General features: G+C 74.0%; 15 protein-coding genes. 10 read left to right on the top strand and 5 right to left on the bottom strand.

Translation table 11 applies throughout. The features are described 5' to 3' along the window. Positions 1 to 11 precede the first annotated feature (11 nt). Positions 12 to 995, top strand: a complete 984-nt coding sequence (locus ACWY4P_RS06180) for an AraC family transcriptional regulator (RefSeq protein WP_456209115.1) — start codon at positions 12 to 14, stop codon at positions 993 to 995. Positions 996 to 1027: 32 nt separating this feature from the next. Here ACWY4P_RS06180 and ACWY4P_RS06175 read toward each other — a convergent pair whose 3' ends face one another. Continuing rightward, a complete protein-coding gene (locus tag ACWY4P_RS06175) occupies positions 1028 to 2689 on the bottom strand; it encodes an acyl-CoA synthetase (protein ID WP_456209114.1) in 1662 nt (553 codons plus the stop codon). 163 nt (positions 2690 to 2852) lie between these two features. Between ACWY4P_RS06175 and ACWY4P_RS06170 the strand changes: the two genes are divergently transcribed. The 5 genes from ACWY4P_RS06170 (at position 2853) to ACWY4P_RS06150 (ending at position 7349) form a co-directional block, all read left to right on the top strand. Next, positions 2853 to 3659 carry a crotonase/enoyl-CoA hydratase family protein gene (locus ACWY4P_RS06170; protein ID WP_456209113.1) on the top strand — a complete coding sequence of 269 codons (807 nt, stop codon included), beginning with the start codon at positions 2853 to 2855 and terminating at the stop codon, positions 3657 to 3659. A 61-nt stretch (positions 3660 to 3720) separates the two neighbouring features. Continuing rightward, the gene (locus tag ACWY4P_RS06165; protein WP_456209112.1) at positions 3721 to 4680 is read left to right on the top strand and encodes an OB-fold domain-containing protein; all 960 of its coding nucleotides are present in this window, start codon (positions 3721 to 3723) and stop codon (positions 4678 to 4680) included. After that, complete coding sequence (locus ACWY4P_RS06160) at positions 4677 to 5792, top strand: thiolase domain-containing protein (RefSeq protein WP_456209111.1); 1116 nt, start codon at positions 4677 to 4679, stop codon at positions 5790 to 5792. The genes ACWY4P_RS06165 and ACWY4P_RS06160 overlap by 4 nt, the downstream gene beginning before the upstream one ends. Beyond that, positions 5789 to 6955 carry a thiolase domain-containing protein gene (locus ACWY4P_RS06155; protein WP_456209110.1) on the top strand — a complete coding sequence of 389 codons (1167 nt, stop codon included), beginning with the start codon at positions 5789 to 5791 and terminating at the stop codon, positions 6953 to 6955. The genes ACWY4P_RS06160 and ACWY4P_RS06155 overlap by 4 nt, the downstream gene beginning before the upstream one ends. A gap of 151 nt (positions 6956 to 7106) precedes the next feature. Beyond that, entirely contained in the window at positions 7107 to 7349 is a 243-nt protein-coding gene (locus ACWY4P_RS06150) for a DUF397 domain-containing protein (RefSeq protein WP_456209109.1), read from the top strand. A 9-nt stretch (positions 7350 to 7358) separates the two neighbouring features. On the opposite strand, the gene ACWY4P_RS06145 is transcribed toward ACWY4P_RS06150, so the two are convergent. The 3 genes from ACWY4P_RS06145 to ACWY4P_RS06135 form a co-directional block, all read right to left on the bottom strand. Next, positions 7359 to 9665 carry a HelD family protein gene (locus tag ACWY4P_RS06145; RefSeq protein ID WP_456209108.1) on the bottom strand — a complete coding sequence of 769 codons (2307 nt, stop codon included), beginning with the start codon at positions 9663 to 9665 and terminating at the stop codon, positions 7359 to 7361. Positions 9666 to 9789: 124 nt separating this feature from the next. Then, positions 9790 to 10518, bottom strand: coding sequence for a leucine-rich repeat domain-containing protein (locus ACWY4P_RS06140; protein ID WP_456209107.1), 729 nt, complete (start codon positions 10516 to 10518; stop codon positions 9790 to 9792). 33 nt (positions 10519 to 10551) lie between these two features. Beyond that, positions 10552 to 11280 carry a maleylpyruvate isomerase family mycothiol-dependent enzyme gene (locus ACWY4P_RS06135; RefSeq protein WP_456209106.1) on the bottom strand — a complete coding sequence of 243 codons (729 nt, stop codon included), beginning with the start codon at positions 11278 to 11280 and terminating at the stop codon, positions 10552 to 10554. A gap of 48 nt (positions 11281 to 11328) precedes the next feature. Between ACWY4P_RS06135 and ACWY4P_RS06130 the strand changes: the two genes are divergently transcribed. Further along, positions 11329 to 11931, top strand: a complete 603-nt coding sequence (locus ACWY4P_RS06130; RefSeq protein ID WP_456209105.1) for a CGNR zinc finger domain-containing protein — start codon at positions 11329 to 11331, stop codon at positions 11929 to 11931. Here ACWY4P_RS06130 and ACWY4P_RS06125 read toward each other — a convergent pair. Beyond that, on the bottom strand, positions 11928 to 13001 hold the full coding sequence (locus ACWY4P_RS06125) for an isoafricanol synthase (RefSeq protein ID WP_456209104.1): 1074 nt from the start codon (positions 12999 to 13001) through the stop codon (positions 11928 to 11930). The two genes, ACWY4P_RS06130 and ACWY4P_RS06125, sit on opposite strands and share 4 nt — an antisense overlap. Positions 13002 to 13251: 250 nt before the next feature. Between ACWY4P_RS06125 and ACWY4P_RS06120 the strand changes: the two genes are divergently transcribed. The 3 genes from ACWY4P_RS06120 to ACWY4P_RS06110 all read left to right on the top strand — a co-directional run bounded on the left by ACWY4P_RS06120 (position 13252) and on the right by ACWY4P_RS06110 (position 19248). Next, positions 13252 to 16188, top strand: coding sequence for an ATP-binding protein (locus ACWY4P_RS06120; RefSeq protein ID WP_456212830.1), 2937 nt, complete (start codon positions 13252 to 13254; stop codon positions 16186 to 16188). Between the two features lie 165 nt (positions 16189 to 16353). Then, complete coding sequence (locus ACWY4P_RS06115) at positions 16354 to 16854, top strand: hypothetical protein (RefSeq protein ID WP_456209103.1); 501 nt, start codon at positions 16354 to 16356, stop codon at positions 16852 to 16854. Positions 16855 to 16902: 48 nt separating this feature from the next. Next, positions 16903 to 19248: a glycoside hydrolase family 95 protein gene (locus tag ACWY4P_RS06110; RefSeq protein WP_456209102.1), complete on the top strand. Its 2346-nt coding sequence runs from the start codon at positions 16903 to 16905 to the stop codon at positions 19246 to 19248. The last annotated feature ends 20 nt before the right edge of the window (positions 19249 to 19268 follow it).

The following is a 19268-nucleotide window of genomic DNA, read 5'->3' as shown; positions in this document are numbered from 1 at the left end:
TGGTGGCGCGCATGGATGTCCTCAGCGACGCGATCACCTCCATGCGCGCCGGGCGGCCACACGCCGGGCGCACCGAGAAGCACGGCCTCTGGGGCGTGCGCTTCCCCGACTCCGAGGGCGCGGGCTTCCACGTCGTGCTACAGGGGACGTGCTGGATGCTGCCGCGCGACGGCGAGCCGGTCGCGCTGGGCCCGGGGGACGTGGTGTTCGTGCCGCACGGGCGTGGATACGGCCTCGCCGACAGTCCGCACACCCCACTGGCCGAGTTCCGCGGCTCCCTCCCGGATCCCTTCGTCGAAGACAACACCACTTTCTCGGACACCGCTGCCCCGGACGCCGACAGGGCCGCGGGCGCGGATCGGCGCCCGCGCCCGGACACGCTGTTGCTCTGCGGCGCCTACTTCCTCGACAGGGCCCGGCCGCACCCCCTCCTCGGCGATCTGCCGCAGGCCCTCCACATACCGGCCCGGCTCGGCCGCCACCCCGAACTGCGCTCCGCCGTCGAACTGCTCGGCGGCGAGCTGGAGCGGCCACGCCCGGGCGCGAGCGCGGTGCTGACCTCGCTGCTCGACATGCTGCTGCTGTATGTGCTGCGCGCCTGGTACGAGGAGCAGTCCGACCGCGCGAGCACCGGCTGGGCCGCCGCCCTGCACGACCGGGCCGTCTCCGAGGCGCTGCGCGCCATCCACCGCGACCCCGCCCACCCCTGGACCGTCGAGACGCTGGGGCAGGCCGCGGGGCTGTCCCGGGCGGCGTTCGCCCGGCGCTTCACGGCGCTCGCCGGGCAGCCGCCGCTCGCGTATCTGACGTGGTGGCGGATGACGCTGGCGGCCCGGCTGCTGCGCGCTTCGGAGCTGCCGCTGCGCGCGGTGGCCGAACGCACCGGATATACCTCGGAATTCGCGTTCGCCAAGGCGTTCAAGCGGGAGTACGGGGTGGCCCCCGGCGGCTACCGGCGCGACGGAGTGGCCCTCAGCGAGCCGGGGGCCGCGTAGCCGCAGGTCGCCCGGGCGTGGCGCGCCCGCCCTCACGCCCCTACGCTCCCCGCCGGCGGGGAGTCCGCCGGCCGGTCCGCCCGCGCCGCGACGTCCCTCGCCCAGCGGTAGTCCGCCTTGCCGCTGGGCGAGCGCTGGATGTGGTCGCTGAAGACGACCGTACGCGGGATCTTGTAGCCCGCGAGCCGGGTGCGGCAGTGCGCCCGTACGGCGTCGGCCGTGAGCCGTGCCGCGCCCTGGCGGGGCTGGACGACGGCCGCGACGCGGCTGCCCCAGCGCTTGTCCGGCACGCCCGCCACCAGCGCGTCGTACACGTCCGGATGGGCCTTCAGCGCCTGTTCGACCTCCTCTGGATAGACCTTCTCGCCGCCGGTGTTGATGCACTGCGAGCCGCGCCCCAGGACCGTGATCACGCCGTTCTCGTCGACCGTGCCCATGTCGCCGAGCAGCACCCCGCGCTCGCCGTCCGCCTCGAAGAACGTCTCGGCGGTCTTCTTCGGGTCGTTGTAGTAGCCGAGCGGCACATGGCCGCGCTGGGCGATACGGCCGGGCTCGCCGGGCGCCACGGGCCGGTACGTCGCCGGGTCGACCACCGAGGTACGGGCGTTGACGCGCACCCGGAAGCCCTTCTGGGGGCCCGCGTCCTCGGTGGCGGTGCCGTTGAAGCCGGACTCCGAGGAGCCGAAGTTGTTCAGCAGCATGGTGTGCGGCGCCAGCTCGGCGAACTGGGCCCGCACGGTGTCCGACAGGACCGCGCCCGAGCTGCTGACGCTGAACAGCGAGGAGCAGTCGGTGCCCTCGAGGGGGCCGGCCAGGGCGTCCACCAGGGGGCGCAGCATCGCGTCGCCGACCACCGAGACGCTGGTGACCTTCTCCTTCTCGATCGTGCGCAGCACCTCTTCGGCCACGAATTTACGGTGGATGACCACCTTCTGGCCGAAGTAGAAGCCGATGAAGGCAGTGAGCGTGGAGGTGCCGTGCATCAGCGGCGGGGTGGGGAAGAACACCAGGCCCTCGCCGCCGGCCGCCACCCGCTCCGCCAGCTCCTCGGGCCGGCCGACCGGCTCGCCGGTCGGCGCGCCGCCGCCGAGCCCGGAGAAGAACAGGTCCTCCTGCCGCCACAGCACGCCCTTGGGCATGCCCGTGGTGCCACCGGTGTAGATGATGAACCGGTCGTCGGCGGAGCGCGCCGGGAAGTCGCGCAGGGGCGAGCCCGAGGCCTCGGCCTCCTCGAAGGGCACGGGCGCGGGGTCGGGAACCGGCCCTTCCCCGGCCGGTGTGCCGACCCGGATGAGGTGGCGCACGGTATCGGTGCGGGGGAGCGCGGCGGCCACCCGGTCGCCGAACTCGGCGTCGTACACCAGCGCCGCCAGGTCGGCGTCCCGGTAGAGGTAGATCAGCTCTTCCTCGACGTAGCGGTAGTTGACGTTCACAGGTACGGCCCGGATCTTCAGGCAGGCGAGGGAGGTCTGGAGATACTCGACGCCGTTGTACAGGTGCAGGCCGACGTGTTCGCCCGGCGCGATGCCGGAGTCCCGCAGATGGTGGGCGAGCCGGTTGGCGGCCGCGTCGAGCTGGGCGTAGGTCAGCCTTCGCTCGACCCCCGTGCCGGGGTGGTCGAGATACACCAGTGCCTCTCTGCCGGGCACGGTGTCGACGATCGACTCGAACAGGTCGGCAAGGTTGTACTCCACGGCTCCTCCTGACCTGACATCGGGCGGGCTTGGCGGTCATTGGAGCGCCGTCCGGAAGAGATGTGAAGGCACACGGCCAATAAATCTGACTGAGCATCAGATTTCTCTTGAAGTCGTCCGGCGCCTCCTGCAACCTGTTCTAGGTCGAGACGGGAGGACTGCCGTGACAAGCGGGACCGAACATCTGACGGTGGAGCGCGTCGGCGCGACGCTGGTGCTCACCCTGAACCGTCCGGAGGCCAAGAACGCGCTCTCGCTGCCGATGCTGGTCGGCCTCCACGACGGCTGGGCACAGGCCGACGAGGACGACGACATCCGGTCGGTGGTGCTCACCGGGGCCGGCGGGGGCTTCTGCGCGGGCATGGACCTCAAGGCCCTCGCGGGCGGTGACGGGATGGCCGGACAGCACTACCGGGACCGGCTCAAGGCCGATCCCGACCTGCACTGGAAGGCGATGCTCCGGCACCACCGGCCGCGCAAGCCGGTGATCGCCGCCGTCGAAGGGCACTGTGTCGCGGGCGGCACGGAAATCCTTCAGGGCACCGACATCCGCGTCGCTGGGCGCGGCGCCACCTTCGGGCTCTTCGAGGTCAGGCGCGGCCTGTTCCCCATCGGCGGCTCCACGGTCCGCCTGGCCCGCCAGGTCCCGCGCACCCACGCGCTGGAGATGCTGCTGACCGGACGCCCGTACACCGCCGAGGAGGCCGAGCGGATCGGGCTGATCGGCCGGGTCGTCCCCGACGGCACGGCCCTGGAGACGGCCCTGGAGATCGCCGAGCTGATCAACGCCAATGGCCCGCTCGCCGTCGAGGCCGTCAAGGCGTCCGTCTACGAGACGGCGGAGATGACCGAGGCCGACGGCCTGAAGTCCGAACTCGAACGCGGCTGGCCCATCTTCGGCACCGCCGACGCGAAGGAGGGCTCGAAGGCCTTCGCGGAGAAGCGACCGCCGGTCTACCGACGGGCCTGAGCGCACCCCCGCGCGCCCCGGAGGCGAACCGAGCCCTCAAAAAAATGAGGAGAGGCACACAATGACACCGGCTCCCGCGCCCGAGGTGCTTTCCGCCCCTCTGGTCGTCGAGTTCCCCTTCACCCGCTCCCTCGGCCCCGTCCAGAGCGCCTTCCTGACCGGGCTGCGCGAGCGCGCCGTGCTCGGCGTACGAACCGCCGACGGCCGGGTGCTCGTGCCCCCCGTCGAGTACGACCCGGTCACCGCCGAGGAGATCCGCGACCTCGTCGAGGTCGGCACCACGGGCACCGTCACCACCTGGGCCTGGAACCCCGTCCCGCGCCGTGGACAGCCCCTCACCACCCCCTTCGCCTGGGTGCTGGTGCGGCTCGACGGCGCCGACACCGCCCTGCTCCACGCCCTCGACGCGCCCGGCCCCGACGCCGTGCGCACCGGCATGCGGGTGCGCGTACGATGGGCCGAGGAGCGGACCGGCGCCATCACCGACATCGCCTGCTTCGAACCGTACGAGAGCGAGCCGGACCCGCGAACCGCCCCGCACGGCGGCGAGTTCGCCGACCCCGTCCAGGGCATCGTGGCGGCCGCCCGCCTGGACTACGTGTACTCGCCCGGCCGCGCCCAGTCCCGCTACATCGCCGCACTCGCCGACCAGCGGACCATGGGGGAGCGCTGCCCGTCCTGCCGCAAGGTGTATGTCCCGCCCCGTGGCGCCTGCCCCACCTGCGGCGTCGCCACCGACGAACAGGTCGAGGTCGGTCCGCGCGGCACCGTCACCACCTTCTGCATCGTCAACATCAAGGCGAAGAACCTCGACATCGAGGTGCCGTACGTCTACGCGCACATCGCCCTGGACGGCGCGGACCTCGCGCTCCACGGCCGCATCGGCGGCATCCCCTACGACCAGGTGCGGATGGGGCTGCGCGTCGAGGCGGTGTGGTCCGAGGACGGGCGCTACCCCGACCACTACCGCCCCACCGGCGAGCCCGACGCGGACTACGACACCTACAAGGAGCTCGTGTGAAGCCGCACGCGGAAGAAGCGGAAGAAGGGGCACCCACCTCGGACGCCCGGAACGTGGCCATCGTGGCCTTCGCGCAGACCCGCCACCGGCGCCGGTCCGCGGAGCTCTCCGAGGTCGAGATGCTGATGCCGGTCCTGCACGAGGTGCTCGGCGCGGTCGGCCTGCGCACCGGCGAGATCGACTTCACCTGCTCCGGCTCCTCCGACTATCTGGCCGGCCGCGCCTTCTCCTTCACCATGGCGCTGGACGGCGTCGGCGCCTGGCCGCCGATCTCCGAGTCGCATGTGGAGATGGACGGCGCCTGGGCGCTGTACGAGGCGTGGGTCAAGCTGCTGGCCGGGGAGGCCGACACGGCGCTCGTCTACTCCTACGGCAAGTCCTCGCCGGGAGAGCTGCGCGACGTGCTGACCCGCCAGCTCGACCCCTACTACCTCGCCCCGCTGTGGCCGGACCCGGTGTCCCTGGCCGCCCTCCAGGCCCAGGCGCTCATCGACGAGGGAGCCACCGACGAGCGCGCCCTCGCCGGGGTCGCCGCGCGCAGCCGCGGCGCCGCCGAACACAACCCGCACGCCCAACTGGCCGGATCCGCGGCCCCGGACGCGCTGCTCGAGGACCCCTACCTGGTGCGGCCGCTGCGCCGCCACGACTGCCCGCCCATCGGCGACGGCGCGGCCGCCGTCGTCCTCGCCGCCGGTGACACCGCGCGCCGCCTCTGCCCGCGCCCCGCGTGGATCCGCGGTATGGACCACCGCATCGATCCGCACGGACTGGGCGTACGGGACCTCACCCGCTCCCCCTCGACCCGGCTCGCCGCGCGCAACGCCGGTCTGTTCGACGATGCCGACGTGCCCGTCGACACCGCCGAACTGCACGCGCCGTTCACCTCACAGGAGGTGATCCTGCGCCGCGAGCTGGAGCTGGGCGACGACGTACGCGTCAATCCGTCCGGCGGCGCGCTCGCCGCCAACCCCATGATGGCCGCCGGGCTGATCCGCCTCGGCGAGGCCGCGGCCCGCATCCACCGCGGCGAGTCCGACCGGGCCGTCGCACACGCCACCTCCGGGCCGTGCCTGCAGCACAACCTCGTGGCGGTCCTGGAGGGAGGAGCATGAGCAAGGAGCCCATCGCCGTCGTCGGAGTCGGCCAGACCAAGCACACCGCCGCCCGCCGGGATGTGTCGATCGCCGGGCTGGTCCGCGAGGCCGCCGTACGCGCCCTCGAGGACGCCCAGCTGACCTGGGCGGACATCGACGCCGTCGTCATCGGCAAGGCCCCCGACTTCTTCGAGGGCGTGATGATGCCCGAGCTCTACCTCGCCGACGCGCTCGGCGCGGTCGGCAAGCCCATGCTGCGGGTGCACACCGCGGGCTCGGTCGGCGGCTCCACCGCGCTGGTCGCCGCGAACCTGGTGGCCGCCCGCGTCCACCGGACCGTCCTCACCCTGGCCTTCGAAAAGCAGTCGGAGTCCAACGCCATGTGGGGGCTCTCCCTGCCCATCCCCTTCCAACAGCCGCTGCTGGCCGGGGCGGGCGGCTTCTTCGCCCCCCACATCCGGGCCTATATGCGGCGGACCGGCGCCCCGGCCGCCATCGGGTCGCTCGTCGCGTACAAGGACCGCCGCAACGCCCTGCGGAACCCCTACGCCCACCTCCACGAGCGGGATCTGACCCTGGAGAAGGTGCAGGCTTCCCCGATGCTGTGGGACCCCGTCCGCTACTCGGAGACCTGCCCGTCCTCCGACGGCGCCTGCGCCATGGTGCTCACCGACCGGGCCGGCGCGGCCCGCGCGCCCGCGCCGCCCGCCTGGGTGCACGGCGGCGCCATGCGGAGCGAGCCGACCCTCTTCGCGGGCAAGGACTTCGTCTCGCCGCGGGCCGGCCAGGACTGCGCGGCCGATGTCTACCGGCAGGCCGGGATCAGCGACCCGCGCCGGGAGATCGACGCGGTGGAGATGTATGTGCCGTTCAGCTGGTACGAGCCGATGTGGCTGGAGAACCTGGGCTTCGCCGCCGAGGGCGAGGGCTGGAAGCTCACCGAGTCGGGCGTGACCGAGATCGACGGCGATCTGCCGGTCAACCCGTCGGGCGGGGTGCTGTCCACCAACCCCATCGGCGCCTCCGGGATGATCCGCTTCGCCGAGGCCGCGCTCCAGGTGCGCGGGCAGGCGGGGGAGCACCAGGTGGAGGGCGCGCGCAAGGCGCTCGGGCACGCCTACGGCGGTGGGTCGCAGTTCTTCTCGATGTGGCTGGTGGCGGCCGAGCCCCCGGCCGGCTGACCGCGCCCCCGGGCCCGGCCCCCGCCGGATACCTGCCGTCGTCCCGCCGTACGCCCGCGTGTGCGGTGCCGTCCTTCTTTCGCGGCCTGTGCGGCGCCGGTCGCGATCGCTAGGGTGGGGCGGGGACGACGATCCGGGAGGAGCCAACCACGTGGCCGACACCACCACCGAACAGCCCCTGGCAGGCAGCGCCGAGAAGCCCGACCTCGATCTCACCACCGCCCAGTGGAAGTCGAGCAGTCAGGGCGTGGGCGATGTCGAGATCGCCTTCGTCGAGGGCTATATCGCCATGCGTCACAGGCGCCGGCCGCAGGATCCGGCCCTGATCTTCTCCCCCGCCGAGTGGCGCGCCTTCGTGATCGGCGCGCGCGACGGCGAGTTCGACCTGACCTGAGCCGAGGGGTCACGGGGCGAGCCGTCCGAGCACCTCGGGCAGCTCGCCCTCGTACACGACCGTCAGCCGCCGCGTCACCCGCGTGATCGCCACATACAGATCGTGCCCGCCCTTGGGGGACTGGGACCGGATCCCGGCCGGGTCCGCGACCACCGCGCGGTCGAACTCCAGCCCCTTGGCCTGGGCCACGGTCAGCAGCACCAGCGGGGAGTCCAGCGCGTCGGGCCGGTCGCCGCGGACGGCGTCGGGCAGCGCCCGCGCCAGCGCCCGCACCGCCCGGTCCGCGGCCACCACCGCGAGCCGGCCGCCGCCCTGCTCGGCCAGGTCCGCCAGGTCGGCCTCGACGGCCCGCGTCACCTCGCGCGCCAGCCGGCCCCGGGGGGCCCGTACGGCCAACGGCCGCCGCCCTTCCCGGCGCACCGACTCGGGGGCCGACAGCCCGGGCGCCGCCTCGGCCAGCACGTCCGCGGCCAGGTCCATCACCTCCGCCGGGGTGCGGTAGTTGACCGTCAGCCGCTCCTCGCGCCACCCGCCCCGGGTGTACGGATCGAGCATCTGCCCCCAGGAGTTCGCCCCGGCCGGGCTGCCGGTCTGGGCCACATCGCCGACGACCGTCATGGACCGCGTGGGCACCCGCCGCATCACCATCCGCCAGGCCATCGCCGACAACTCCTGCGCCTCGTCCACGATCACATGGCCGTAGGCCCATGAGCGGTCGGCGGCGGCGCGCTGGGCGGTGCTGCGCACCGGCCCGCTGTCCAGGTGGCGGGCGGCGAGGGCGGCCGCGTCGACCGGGACGGGGCCTTCGCCCTCGCCCTCGTCCGCCACCTCGTCCAAGCCGACGATCTGTAGTACCTCCCGCGCGTAGCGCTCCCCCTCCCGCCGCTCCTCCTCGGCCGCCCGGGCTCTGGCCCGCTCGGCGGAGTCGTCGGTGCCCAGCAGCTCGGCGGCCTCGTCCAGCAGCGGTACGTCGCCCACCGTCCACGGCGCGTCCGGCACGCGCAGCAGCGCGGCCCGCTCGTCGTCGGTCAGCAGCGGCGCGGCCGAGCGCAGTCGGCCGGCGTCCGAGAGCAGATCGGCGACCAGCCGCTGTGGAGTGAGCGGCGGCCACAGCGCGTCGAGCGCCGCGCGGACCGGCGGCTGTGCCCACAGCTCCGCCGGGCCGTGGCGCAGCTCCTCCTCGTCCAGCGGCCGTCGGTGCTGCCGCGCCCGCTCCCGTACGAGGGCGTCGAGCAGGTCGAGCACGAAGCGCTTGCGGGCCACGTTGTGCGGCGCGTGCAGCGCCTGTGCGCGCTCGCGGGCGTGTGCGCACGCCTGCCGGGACAGCCGCAGCGGCAGCGCCTCGTCCTCCAGCGGGATGTCGACGTGGCCCGCGGGCGGCAGCTGCCGGCCCCGTACGGCAGCGGCGATCACCTCCGCCATCCGCGGGTCGCCCTTGACGACCGCGGCCCGCGCCCCGTCCTCGGCCGTCGCCGACACCCCGGGGAACAGCCCGCCCAGCGGGGTGAGCACCACGTCGGTCTCGCCGAGGGAGGGCAGCACCTGGCCGATGTAGTGCAGAAAGGCCGCGCCCGGGCCGATGATCAGCACGCCGCGGCGCGCCAGGGTGTCGCGGTAGGTGTAGAGCAGATACGCCGCCCGGTGCAGCGCGGCCACGGTCTTTCCGGTGCCCGGCCCGCCCTGGACGACGAGCACCCCCTGGAGTCCGGACCGGATCACCCGGTCCTGCTCGGTCTGGATGGTGGCCACCACGTCCGTCATCCGGCCGGTGCGGCCCCGGCGCAGCGCGGCCAGCAGCGCGGCCTCGCCGACCAGCCCGCGCTGCTCGGCCTCGCCGATGCCGTCGAGGTCGAACACCTCGTCGTCGACGCCGGTCACCCTCCGGCCCCGGGTGTGCAGATGGCGGCGGCGCACCAGGGTGCCGGGGGCGGTGGGGGAGGCGGCGTAGAAGGGGCGGGCGGCCGGCGCCCGCCAGTCGACCAGCAGCGGCTCGTGAGCGTCGTCCCGCAGCCCGATCCGGCCGATGTAGTGGCTGGCGCCGCCCGCGTGGTCCGCATGGTCGATGCGCCCGAAGCACAGGCCGCCCTCGACCCCGTTGAACCGGGCGATGCTCCGGGCCTGTTCCTCGGCGCGCACCTCGCGCTCGACCAGTGCCTGGCGCGTCCCGCCGTGCGCGCCGTCGCGCAGCACCGCGCTCAGACCTTCCTCTTCGCGCTCGCGCAGGGTGTCGAGCCGTTCGTACAGGGCGGTCACGTAGCTCTGCTCGGTGCGCAGGGCCTGGGCAAGGGCTGAGGGGGCGGCTTGACGGGCTTTCATCGCGCTGATACACTCCCGTTTTAGCGACTTCTGTGTTGTGAAGTTTTGCGCATCAAGTGATGGAGCGTATCAGCTTCCGCGCCCCCACAGCCCAGCCGTGGCCCGAACAGGGCCGAGGCGGCCCTCAGGTGAGCACGGCACAGCCCTTTTCCCTGAGTGCCTGCAGTGGCCGCAGATCGTCTCCTCGCTCCTCGAATCCGTTCCACCGCAGATCGAGCTTCTCCAGGGACGGCAGCTCCGCGATCCAGTCCGGAATCCCGCACAGCCGGTTGCTCCGCAGGTCGAGTTGGCGCAGCAGCGGCAGCGCGCGCAGCGGCTCGGGCACCGACTCCAGGGCGTTGTCCCGCAGTTCGAGGTGGCGCAGCTGGGTGAGCGCGGAGAAGGCGGCGGGCAGGGATGTGATGCGATTGCCGCGCAGCCACAGCTCCCGCAGCCGGCCGAGCCGCCCGACCGACTCGGGCAGCCCGGCCAGCTCGTTGTGTTGCGCGCGCAGCTCCACCAGGCCCGCCATGTCGCCGGTCTCCGGCGGCAGTTCACCGATCCGGTTCTCGCCGACATTGAGATACGCCAGCCGGTCCAGCCGGCCGAGCTCGGACGGCAGCCGGGTCAGGCGGTTGTCGTGCAGATACAGATACCGGGTCAGGCTCCGCAGCTCGCCGAGTTCGCCGGGCGCTTCGGCGAGCTGGTTGTGCCCCAGGTCGAGCGTGTGCAGGCGGTGGAGGCGGCCGATGTCCGGGGAGAGGCGGGTGAGTCCGTTGTCCGCGAGAATCAGCACCCGCAGCCCGGTGCGCCCCCATACGTCCTCGGGCACGGCGCCGAGACCCGCCTTCCAGAGGTTGAGTACATCCGTCATGGGGGCGGACTCTATGGGCCGCCCGGTCATGGCCTAAGGCCAGGGGCGGAGTTCGGGGAGCGCCTCCGGGTCCAGCGGGCCGGCGGGGGTGCGTCCGGCCAGCCACGCGGTGAGATCGGTCAGCCGCCCCCGTACGGTCAGCGGTCCGCCCGATCCGTAGGTGCGCCGCTCCGGTCCGTCGGTGGCCTCCAGGGTCAGCCGGGTGTCGAGCGGTGCGCGCGGGGCGAGGAAGTCCAGTGCGTGCGCGCAGAAGTCGCGCGACCAGTCGCCGGGGCCGTAGTCGAGCAGCGCGTCCGCGGTGTGGATCTCCAACTCCCGCCACCAGCACAACAAAACGCCCCGCACATCCCCGTCGCGGTAGTGGACGGGCCGCTCCCAGTCCCGCGGGCCCACCGCGGTGAAGGCGCCCTCCGCCTCCGCGAGGGCCTCGGTCACGGCGTGCCGCAGCTCGTCCGCCGTGCGCTTCGAACCCGCCTCGATCGCGGCATCCCGGGCCGGGCGGCCCCCGTCGTACACCTCGACCAGCTCGCCCCGCAGCGCGAACCTGGCCTGCCGGGCGAGCGCCGACCCGACGCCCCCGATGTGCGCCAGCACATGCGCCCGGCTCCAGCCGGGCAGCGCGCTCGGCTCGCGTGCCGCGGCCTCGGTCAGGCCGTCCAGCAGGGTGCGCAGCCGCTGGTGTCCGGAGAGTACGGCGGCGACCACCCGCGCCGCGCCGTCGGCGGCCGTGCCCGCGTTCGTGTCTGTGTTCGTCTCGTCCATACGTCCCCCAGGGGCTAATGGTTGGATCGGGAGGCTACCATTAACCTCATGTCCGATGACCGACTCGCCCTCGCGCTCGCCGTCACCATCCGCCACGACGGGAACGGCGGGGTGGCCGACGACCTGGCCACGCCCGAAGGGCTGACCGCCTGGGTGCGGGAGCTGGCCGAGCCGCTGGGGGACGCGCTGGACGCCCAGGACTTCACCGCGGACGCGGCCGCGCTCGACGCCGTACGCGACCTGCGCGCCGCCGTCCGCGCGCTGTTCGCCCGCGCGGTGCGGCCCGGCCCGCCGAGCTCCGCCGACGCCCACCGGCTGCTGCCCGGGGAACTGGCCGTGGCGCGGCTGAACGCGGCGGCGGCCCGGGTCCCCGGCGCTTCGTGCCTGGAGTGGGCCGAGGGCAGTGCCCCCGTGATCCGCGCCGCGCGGCCGCCGGGCTTCACCGACGCCGACCGGCTGGTGGCGGCGCTCGCCCGCGACGCCATCGGGTTTCTCGCCGGGCCGGAGCGAGAGCGGCTGCGGGCCTGCCCCGCCCCGCGCTGTGTCCGCTACTTCGTCAAGGACCATCCCCGCCAGGAGTGGTGCAAGCCGTCCTGCGGCAACCGCGCCCGCGTCGCCCGCCACCACCGCCGCCACCGGACGGAGTCCTAGAACGATGCCGGTGCCACGTACGCGTCGAGGCCCGCCCACGGCCGCTGCCGCCCGCGGCTCACCGCCGCGATGCCGCGCTCGTCGTACCGGGCCGTCTGATACGACCACGCGAGATTGCCCCGCATCACATGCCGCATGCCGTCCACGTAGTGCGCGACATGCCGCAGGGTGTCCGCCCCGGCCCCGGCGAGGAGCGTGGGCAGCCGCGCGGCGGTCTCCTCGAACCACCGGTAGCGGGCGTCGGCGAGGCGGGCGATATGCCCCACGGCCTCCTCCAGGGTGCCGCCCGTGAGCTCCCGCTGGACGATCACGCTGTTGTGGACGTCCCCGGCGGCCAGCTCCTTGGCCAGCGAGACGATGTCATTGGTGAAGACCACCACATCGTCGGTGGCCGTCCGCATCCGCGCGAGCGGGAAGCCGCCGTGCACCGCCTCCGGCAGGGCGTATCCGCCGAACCGCTCGTTGAGGTCAAGGCACGGCTGCACGCCGATCGAGTGGCGGCGCAGGGCCACCACCGCCTCCACCGAGCGCGGGCGGCTCCCGGTGCGGCCCAGCGCCTCGCGGTGGTAGGAGTGCAGATACTCCATCCAGTGGCGGCGGAAACGTTCCCGCCACACTCGCGGCCTGCCGTGGTGGATGCGCCGCCACAGGTCGCGGAAGCTCTCGACGAGAGGGCCGCCGGGGCTGTGCCCGGCGGCCCTCCCAACCGGCTCTTCCGCCTCCTCCGCCGCCCGGACGACGGCGTCCAGCAGCCGTAACACCTCCCGGGGCCGGCATCCCAGCTCTCCGTCGAACTGGTCGTCGAAGACGAAGTACCACCCGCACAGGTCATTGCCCAAGGCCAGGTCGGCGCCCGTCTCGCCCGGGTAGAAGTGTGCCGCCAGCAGATCGAACCGCAGCGCGTCGTACTCCGCCACCGACGCGTCCCCCTGGAAGACGCCGTACCGCGACAGCCACTGGATGGTGTGCCGCCGCGCGGCCTCGGCGTCAGGGCTGATCAGATCGGCCGCCGGGAAGCCGAAGAGCGCCGCCGGCCGGGTTGCTGGTGGTGGTGAACCTGCCTCGTCCATGGTCCGTATCCGCCCCCTCAGGACATACGGGACCGCGTCGGCGCCAGGGACCGGCCCCCTTCGCGCCACGGTCCTCGCTGCACCCGGACATGGTGGCGCGGTCGCTGTTCCCTTCGATAGGGCGCCTGTCGAATTGGCGTGTGCCAATGGCAATGCCGCCAGAAAATTCCCCGCATACGGCGCTACGGAGCGTCCCGATCGGGCTACGCTCAGCTGTACCTGCCGAAGGGGTACGAGCGTGGCGGAGAACATGAGACGACAGGGCCGGGGGCGCCGGACGCTGCTGGAGAGGGAGTCCGAACTCAGCGCGATGGACCTCGCGTTGACCGAACTGTGCGGGGATCCGGCCGGCGACCCGGGCGGGCCGCGCATCGGCGGGGTGGTCGCGTTCGCGGGGCCGGGCGGCGCCGGCAAGACCGCGCTGCTCGGCGAGGTCCGGCGGCGGGCCGCCGCCCGTGGCTGCACGGTGCTCTCGGCGCGCGCCGGCGAGCAGGAGCAGGGCGTCGCCTTCCACGTCGTGCGCCAGCTCTTCCAGCCCGTGCTCGCGGCGACCGGCGAGGAAACCCACCGCAGGATCCTTGGCGGCTGGTACGACATCGTCGCGCCCGCCGTGGGCCTGGTGGTCTCCGCCGACGGCGGCTCGCCCGACCCGCACGGGGTGCGCGACGGCCTGGACTGGCTGGTGACCCGCTTCGCCGTCCAGCAGGCCCCGGTCGTCATGATCCTGGACGACGCCCACTGGGCCGACACCGAATCCCTCGACTGGCTCACCCGGTTCGCGCCCCGCGTCGTCGACCTGCCCATGCTGCTCGCGGTCGGCTACCGTCCCGAGGAGCTGTCCGCCGACGCCGCGGCGCTGCGCGGACTCACCGAGCGCCAGGGCTCGCGGCCCCGGCTGCTGGCGCCGCTCACCCCGGGCGCGGTCGGCCGGATCGTGCGCGAGGCGCTCGGCGCGGAGGCGGACGAGTCCTTCTGCCGCGAGTGCTGGGCGGTCACCGGCGGCAACCCCTTCGAGGTCGTCGAGCTCACCGCCAAGGTCCGCGAGCGCGACCTGAAGCCGCAGTCCGTCAACCTCGCCCACCTGCGCGAGCTGGTCTCCACCGCCAAGGACGGCCTCAACGACCGGCTGACCCGGCTCGGCACCGCCGCCGTCCGGCTCGCCTGGGCCGTCGCGGTCCTCGGCAGCGAGGCCACCCCGGCCCTGGCCGCGGATGTCGCGGGCCTGTCCGCCTCCGAGACCGCCGAGCTGGCCCTGCGGCTGGCCGACGCCCGTATCTTCGCCCTGCCCCGCCCGACGCCGGAGGAGCGGCCCCTCGAATTTCTTCATCCGCTCATCGCCACCGCCGTCTACCGCGCGATCCCCGGCGCCCTGCGCGTGGCCATGCACGGCAGCGCCGCCGCGACGGTCCTGTCCGCGGGCCGCGGCTCCGGGGCCGCCGGCCGGCATCTGCTGGAGCTGCATCCCGAGGCCGACTCCTGGGTGGTGCGCCATCTGCGCGCGGCCGCCCGGGAATACCTGCGGGCCGGCGCGCCCGACGCCGCGCGCCGCTGCCTCGCCCGGGCGCTGCGCGAACCGCCCTCGCTTCAGGAGCGGCCCGCCGTGCTCTACGAGCTGGGCTGCGCCGCCCAGCTCAGCGAGCCCGCCGTCACCGTCAACCACCTGCGGGCCGCCCTCGAGGAGCCCGCGCTCGGCCCCGAGCTGCGCGAGGCGGTCACCTACCGGCTGGCGCAGGCGTACGGCCACAGCGGCCGCATGGAGGAGGCCGCGCAGGTCGTGGCAGCCGAGGCCGGGCGGGCCACCAGCGCCCGCACCCGGCTGCGGATGCAGGCCGAACAGATCATGTGGAACATGTTCCGCGCCGACGGCCAGGACTCACCCGCCCGCTCCCGCCGGCTGGCCCGACTGGTGGACCGGCTCTCCGGCCGCGGCATGGCCGAGCGCTATCTGCGGGGCCTGCGCGCCTTCGACGCGATGACGCGCGGCGAACCGGCCGCCATCGCCCTGCGCTACGCCGACGAGGCCCTGGACGACGGGCTGAGCTGGACCGACGACGAGTGGGGCTTCGAGGTGCCCATCCTGGTCGCCCTGACCTTCCTCCACTGCGACCAGCCGGGCCGCGCCGAGGAGCTGTTCGCGGACGGCGTCGCGGAGTGCGAGCGGAAGGGCTGGCACGGCGCGCACCTGGCGTTCGGCCTGACCCTCCTCGGCCATGTCCGCTACCGCCGCGGGGCGCTCGCCGAGGCCGAGGAACTCGCCCGCGAGGGGCTGCGGATCGCCGACCTGGTCGGGCCGGAGACGCCCGCCCACTGGACCGCCGTCGGCACCCTCGTGGAGACCCTGCTCAGCCGCGGCCGCGTCGAGGAGGCCCAGGAGTTCGCCGCCGAGCACTCCTGCGGCGGAAACATCCTCCCGGCCCTCCTGTGTCCGGACGCGCCGACCGTGCGCGGCGAACTGCTGCTGGCCCGCAATATGCACAGCGAGGCCCGGCAGCGGCTCGCCGAGGTCGGCCACCGGATGGACCGGCGCGGCATGCGCAACCCCGCCTGGTGTCCCTGGCAGCTGCACCTGGCCCAGGCCCTGGCGCTCACCGAGCCACGGCAGGCGGCCGAAGTGGCCCGGGACGCGGTGCGCCGCGCCCGCCAGTTCGGCGCCCACTCCATGATCGGCAGGGCGCTGCACACCGCCGGGCTCGTGGCCCAGGGGCCGGAGCGGCTCAGGCTGCTGGCCGAGGCCGTCGACCACCTCGAACGCTCGCCGTCCGCCTACGACCTGGCCGTCGCCCTGGTCGACCACGGCGCCGCCCTGCGCCGGATCGGGCTGCCGCAGGAGGCCGGGGAGCGGCTCTACCGCGGGCTGGAAGGCGCGGTGCGGTGCGGGGCCGACGTGCTCGCGGTGCGGGCCCGGGACGAGCTGTCCGCCACCGGGCTGCGCCCGCTTCAGCTGCGCGCCGACCACGGCACCCCGCTCACCTCCCAGGAACAGGCCGCCGCCGAGCGGGCCGCCCTCGGCTGGGCCGACGACCGGATCGGCGACGAGCTGGGCATGGAGGAGCGCGAGGTGGCCCAGGTGCTGTCCGGCGTCTACCGCAAGGTGGGCACCGACCGCACCGGGCTGGCCAAGGTCCTGGGCGCCCCGGCCGGCCTCGCCATCGGCGCCCGTGTCCCGCGCCCGGTGTCCGGACGCTGACCCGGGCCCGCCCGGCGCGCGCGTCCGCCGGTGCGGGGCTGGTGGTGCGTGGGCATCCGCGCGCGTGCGGCGGTGCGCGGGCGGCGGTGTGGGGCAGCCGGTGCGGGGCCCCGCCTCGCCGCTCCCCGGGGCCGATTCCGGCGCCGGGGCACGTACCATGTCCGCATGTCGTTCCTCCGCCGCCGCAGCCCCGCCACGCCCACCGGTCCGGACTTCGACGTCCTGGCCATGGACCCGGGGGACTGGCCCGGCGATCTCGGGGCCGGGCTGCTGCCCGCGCCCGACGGCAGCTGCCAGGGCGTCTTCCTGCGCTACGACCTGTTCGGCGGGCGCGGCCCCGCGATGATCATCGGGAATCTGCCCGAGGGGTCCCCGGCTCGCGAGCTGGCCGAGGGGCAGGTGCCGTTCGAGGTGACGCAGCTGCTGGCGGCCCTCGGAAACGACGAGCCGGTCCAGGTGGTGGACACCGAGGACACCCCGGTCATGCACGAGGACAACCTCCTCATCGTGCGCCGCATCAAGCTCTCCGAGGGCCGGATCTCCTGCGCCCAGTTCGACCGCAGCGACGGTGTCCTGGTCACCATCGCCAGCTGGGACCGGCCCATCACCGACGACCTCTACCGGCTGCTCAAGCCGCTGCCCGCGGAGATGTTCCAGCAGGGCTGAGGCCCGACGCTTGGCGGCTGCGGGCTCGTCGCACCGAGGGGGGTGGCGATGCGGCTCCACCCGTACGACACGTCTGCGTCCGACACGCTCTGGTACGACAGGCCCGCCGAGGATTGGGAGGGCCAGGCGCTGCCTCTCGGCAACGGCACGCTCGGCGCGACGGTCTTCGGCGGGCTCGCCCGCGAACGGATCCAGTTCAACGAGAAGAGCCTGTGGACCGGCGGCCCCGGCGTGCCGGGCTATGACTTCGGCGACTGGCACGAGCCCAGGCCCGGCGCGCTGGAGGCGGTCCAGCGGCGCATCGACGAGGACGGCGCCGCCGACCCCGCCGAGGTGGCGGCCCGGCTCGGCCAGGCCAGGACCGGCTACGGCGCCTACCAGACGTTCGGTGATCTGTGGCTGGAGCTGCCCGGCGCGCCCGAGGCCCCGGACGGCTACCGTCGCGCACTCGACCTCCGCAACGGCATCGCGACCGTGGTGTACACCGCCCAAGGGACGCGTTACCAACGGGAGTTCCTGGCCTCATACCCCGATCGGGTGATTGCCGGACGGCTGAGCGCCGACCGCCCCGGCGCGGTCGGCTTCACTCTGCGCTACACCTCACCGCGCGCCGACCACCGGGTCACGGCCGAGGGCGGGCGGCTGACCGCGCGCGGCGCGCTGGCGGAAGGCGGGCTGCGATTCGAGGCCCAGGTGCGGGTGGTGGCCCCGGGCGGCACCATCACCGCCGGGGACGACGGCACGCTCACCGTCGCGGGCGCCGACAGCGCCTGGTTCGTCCTCGCGGCCGGTACGGACTACGCCGACACCTACCCCGGCTACCGCGGCACGGACCCCCACCGGGCGGTCACCGAGGCCGTGGACGCCGCCGCCCGCGAGCGCTACCAGTCGCTCGTCGTACGCCATGTCCGCGACCACCGGCGGCTGTTCGACCGAGTGTCCCTCGACCTGGGTGGGCAGGCCCCGGCCGAGGAGCCCACCGGCCAGCTGCTGGCCCGGTACACCGGCGGCGACAGCCCGGCCGACCGGGCGCTGGAGACGCTGTACCTCGCGTACGGCCGCTATCTCCTCATCGCCTCCTCCCGGCCCGGCTCCCTGCTCCCGGCCAACCTCCAGGGCCTGTGGAACCACACCACCGCCCCGCCGTGGTCCGGCGACTACCACACCAACATCAACCTCCAGATGAACTACTGGCCCGCCCACCCCCTGGGCCTCGCCGAGACCACCGAGCCCCTGCACCGCTTCATCACCGCCCTGCGCGCCCCCGGCCGCCGCTCGGCGCGGCGGATGTTCGGCGCGCGCGGGTGGGTGGTGCACAACGAGACCAATGCGTACGGCTTCACCGGCGTACACGACTGGCCGACCGCCTTCTGGTTCCCCGAAGCCGCCGCCTGGCTCGTCCACCACCTCTACGAGCACTACCGCTTCACCCTCGACACCGGCTTCCTGCGCGAGGTGGCCTATCCGGCGATGCGCGAGGCCGCCGAGTTCTGGCTGGACACGCTGCGCACCGACCCCAGGGACGGCACGCTCGTGGTGACGCCGAGCTACTCGCCCGAGCACGGCGAGTTCACCGCGGGCGCCTCGATGTCCCAGCAGATCGTCCACGACCTGTTCGCCGCCACCCTGGAGGCGGCCCACGCGCTCGGCGACGACCCCGCCTTCCGTGATCACCTCCAGCGCGCCCTGGACGCACTCGACCCGGGGCTGCGCATCGGCTCCTGGGGGCAGTTGCAGGAGTGGAAGGCCGACTTGGACGACCCGGAGGACGACCACCGGCACGCCTCCCACCTCTTCGCCCTCCACCCCGGGCGGCAGATCCAGCCGGGGACGCGGTGGGCGGACGCCGCCCGGGTGTCCCTGGAGGCGCGCGGTGACGGCGGCACCGGCTGGAGCAAGGCCTGGAAGGTCAATTTCTGGGCCCGGCTGCGCGACGGCGACCGCGCGCACCGGCTGCTCGCCGAGCAGTTGATCCACTCCACGCTGCCCAACCTGTGGGACACCCACCCGCCGTTCCAGATCGACGGCAACTTCGGCGCCGCCGCCGGGGTCGCGGAGATGCTGCTACAGAGCCACCACGGCGTGGTGGATGTGCTGCCCGCCCTGCCGGACCGCTGGCCGGACGGGGCGGCCCGGGGCCTGCGGGCGCGAGGAGATGTGACCGTCGACATCGCCTGGCGCGGTGGCCGGGCGCGGGCCGTCACCCTGGTAGTCGGCCGTGACGGGGTGATACGCGTGCGCAGCGGCCTCTTTGACGGCCCGTATGCCGCGCATGACGCCACAGACGCCACAAAGGCCGCCGAGGGCCGCGAGGTGACCGTCCGGCACGAAGCCGACACGGTCACGCTCGCGGCCCTCGGCGGCCACACCTACACCTTCACCGCACGCGGCTGAAGCGCCCCCGAAGCGAGCTC

The organism is Streptomyces sp. LZ34, from assembly GCF_053890475.1.
Note: the sequence above shows the minus strand (reverse complement) of the source record. Positions and strands in the feature narration are given on the sequence as shown.

Excerpts from the sequence above, each read along its gene's own strand:
- ACWY4P_RS06180 (WP_456209115.1), top strand. The coding sequence starts at position 12 with ATGGATGTCCTCAGCGACGCGATCACCTCCATGCGCGCCGGGCGGCCA.
- ACWY4P_RS06165 (WP_456209112.1), top strand. The coding sequence starts at position 3,721 with ATGACACCGGCTCCCGCGCCCGAGGTGCTTTCCGCCCCTCTGGTCGTC.
- ACWY4P_RS06155 (WP_456209110.1), top strand. The coding sequence starts at position 5,789 with ATGAGCAAGGAGCCCATCGCCGTCGTCGGAGTCGGCCAGACCAAGCAC.
- ACWY4P_RS06145 (WP_456209108.1), bottom strand. The coding sequence starts at position 9,665 with ATGAAAGCCCGTCAAGCCGCCCCCTCAGCCCTTGCCCAGGCCCTGCGC.
- ACWY4P_RS06140 (WP_456209107.1), bottom strand. The coding sequence starts at position 10,518 with ATGACGGATGTACTCAACCTCTGGAAGGCGGGTCTCGGCGCCGTGCCC.
- ACWY4P_RS06135 (WP_456209106.1), bottom strand. The coding sequence starts at position 11,280 with ATGGACGAGACGAACACAGACACGAACGCGGGCACGGCCGCCGACGGC.
- ACWY4P_RS06130 (WP_456209105.1), top strand. The coding sequence starts at position 11,329 with ATGTCCGATGACCGACTCGCCCTCGCGCTCGCCGTCACCATCCGCCAC.
- ACWY4P_RS06125 (WP_456209104.1), bottom strand. The coding sequence starts at position 13,001 with ATGGACGAGGCAGGTTCACCACCACCAGCAACCCGGCCGGCGGCGCTC.
- ACWY4P_RS06120 (WP_456212830.1), top strand. The coding sequence starts at position 13,252 with ATGAGACGACAGGGCCGGGGGCGCCGGACGCTGCTGGAGAGGGAGTCC.
- ACWY4P_RS06115 (WP_456209103.1), top strand. The coding sequence starts at position 16,354 with ATGTCGTTCCTCCGCCGCCGCAGCCCCGCCACGCCCACCGGTCCGGAC.
- ACWY4P_RS06110 (WP_456209102.1), top strand. The coding sequence starts at position 16,903 with ATGCGGCTCCACCCGTACGACACGTCTGCGTCCGACACGCTCTGGTAC.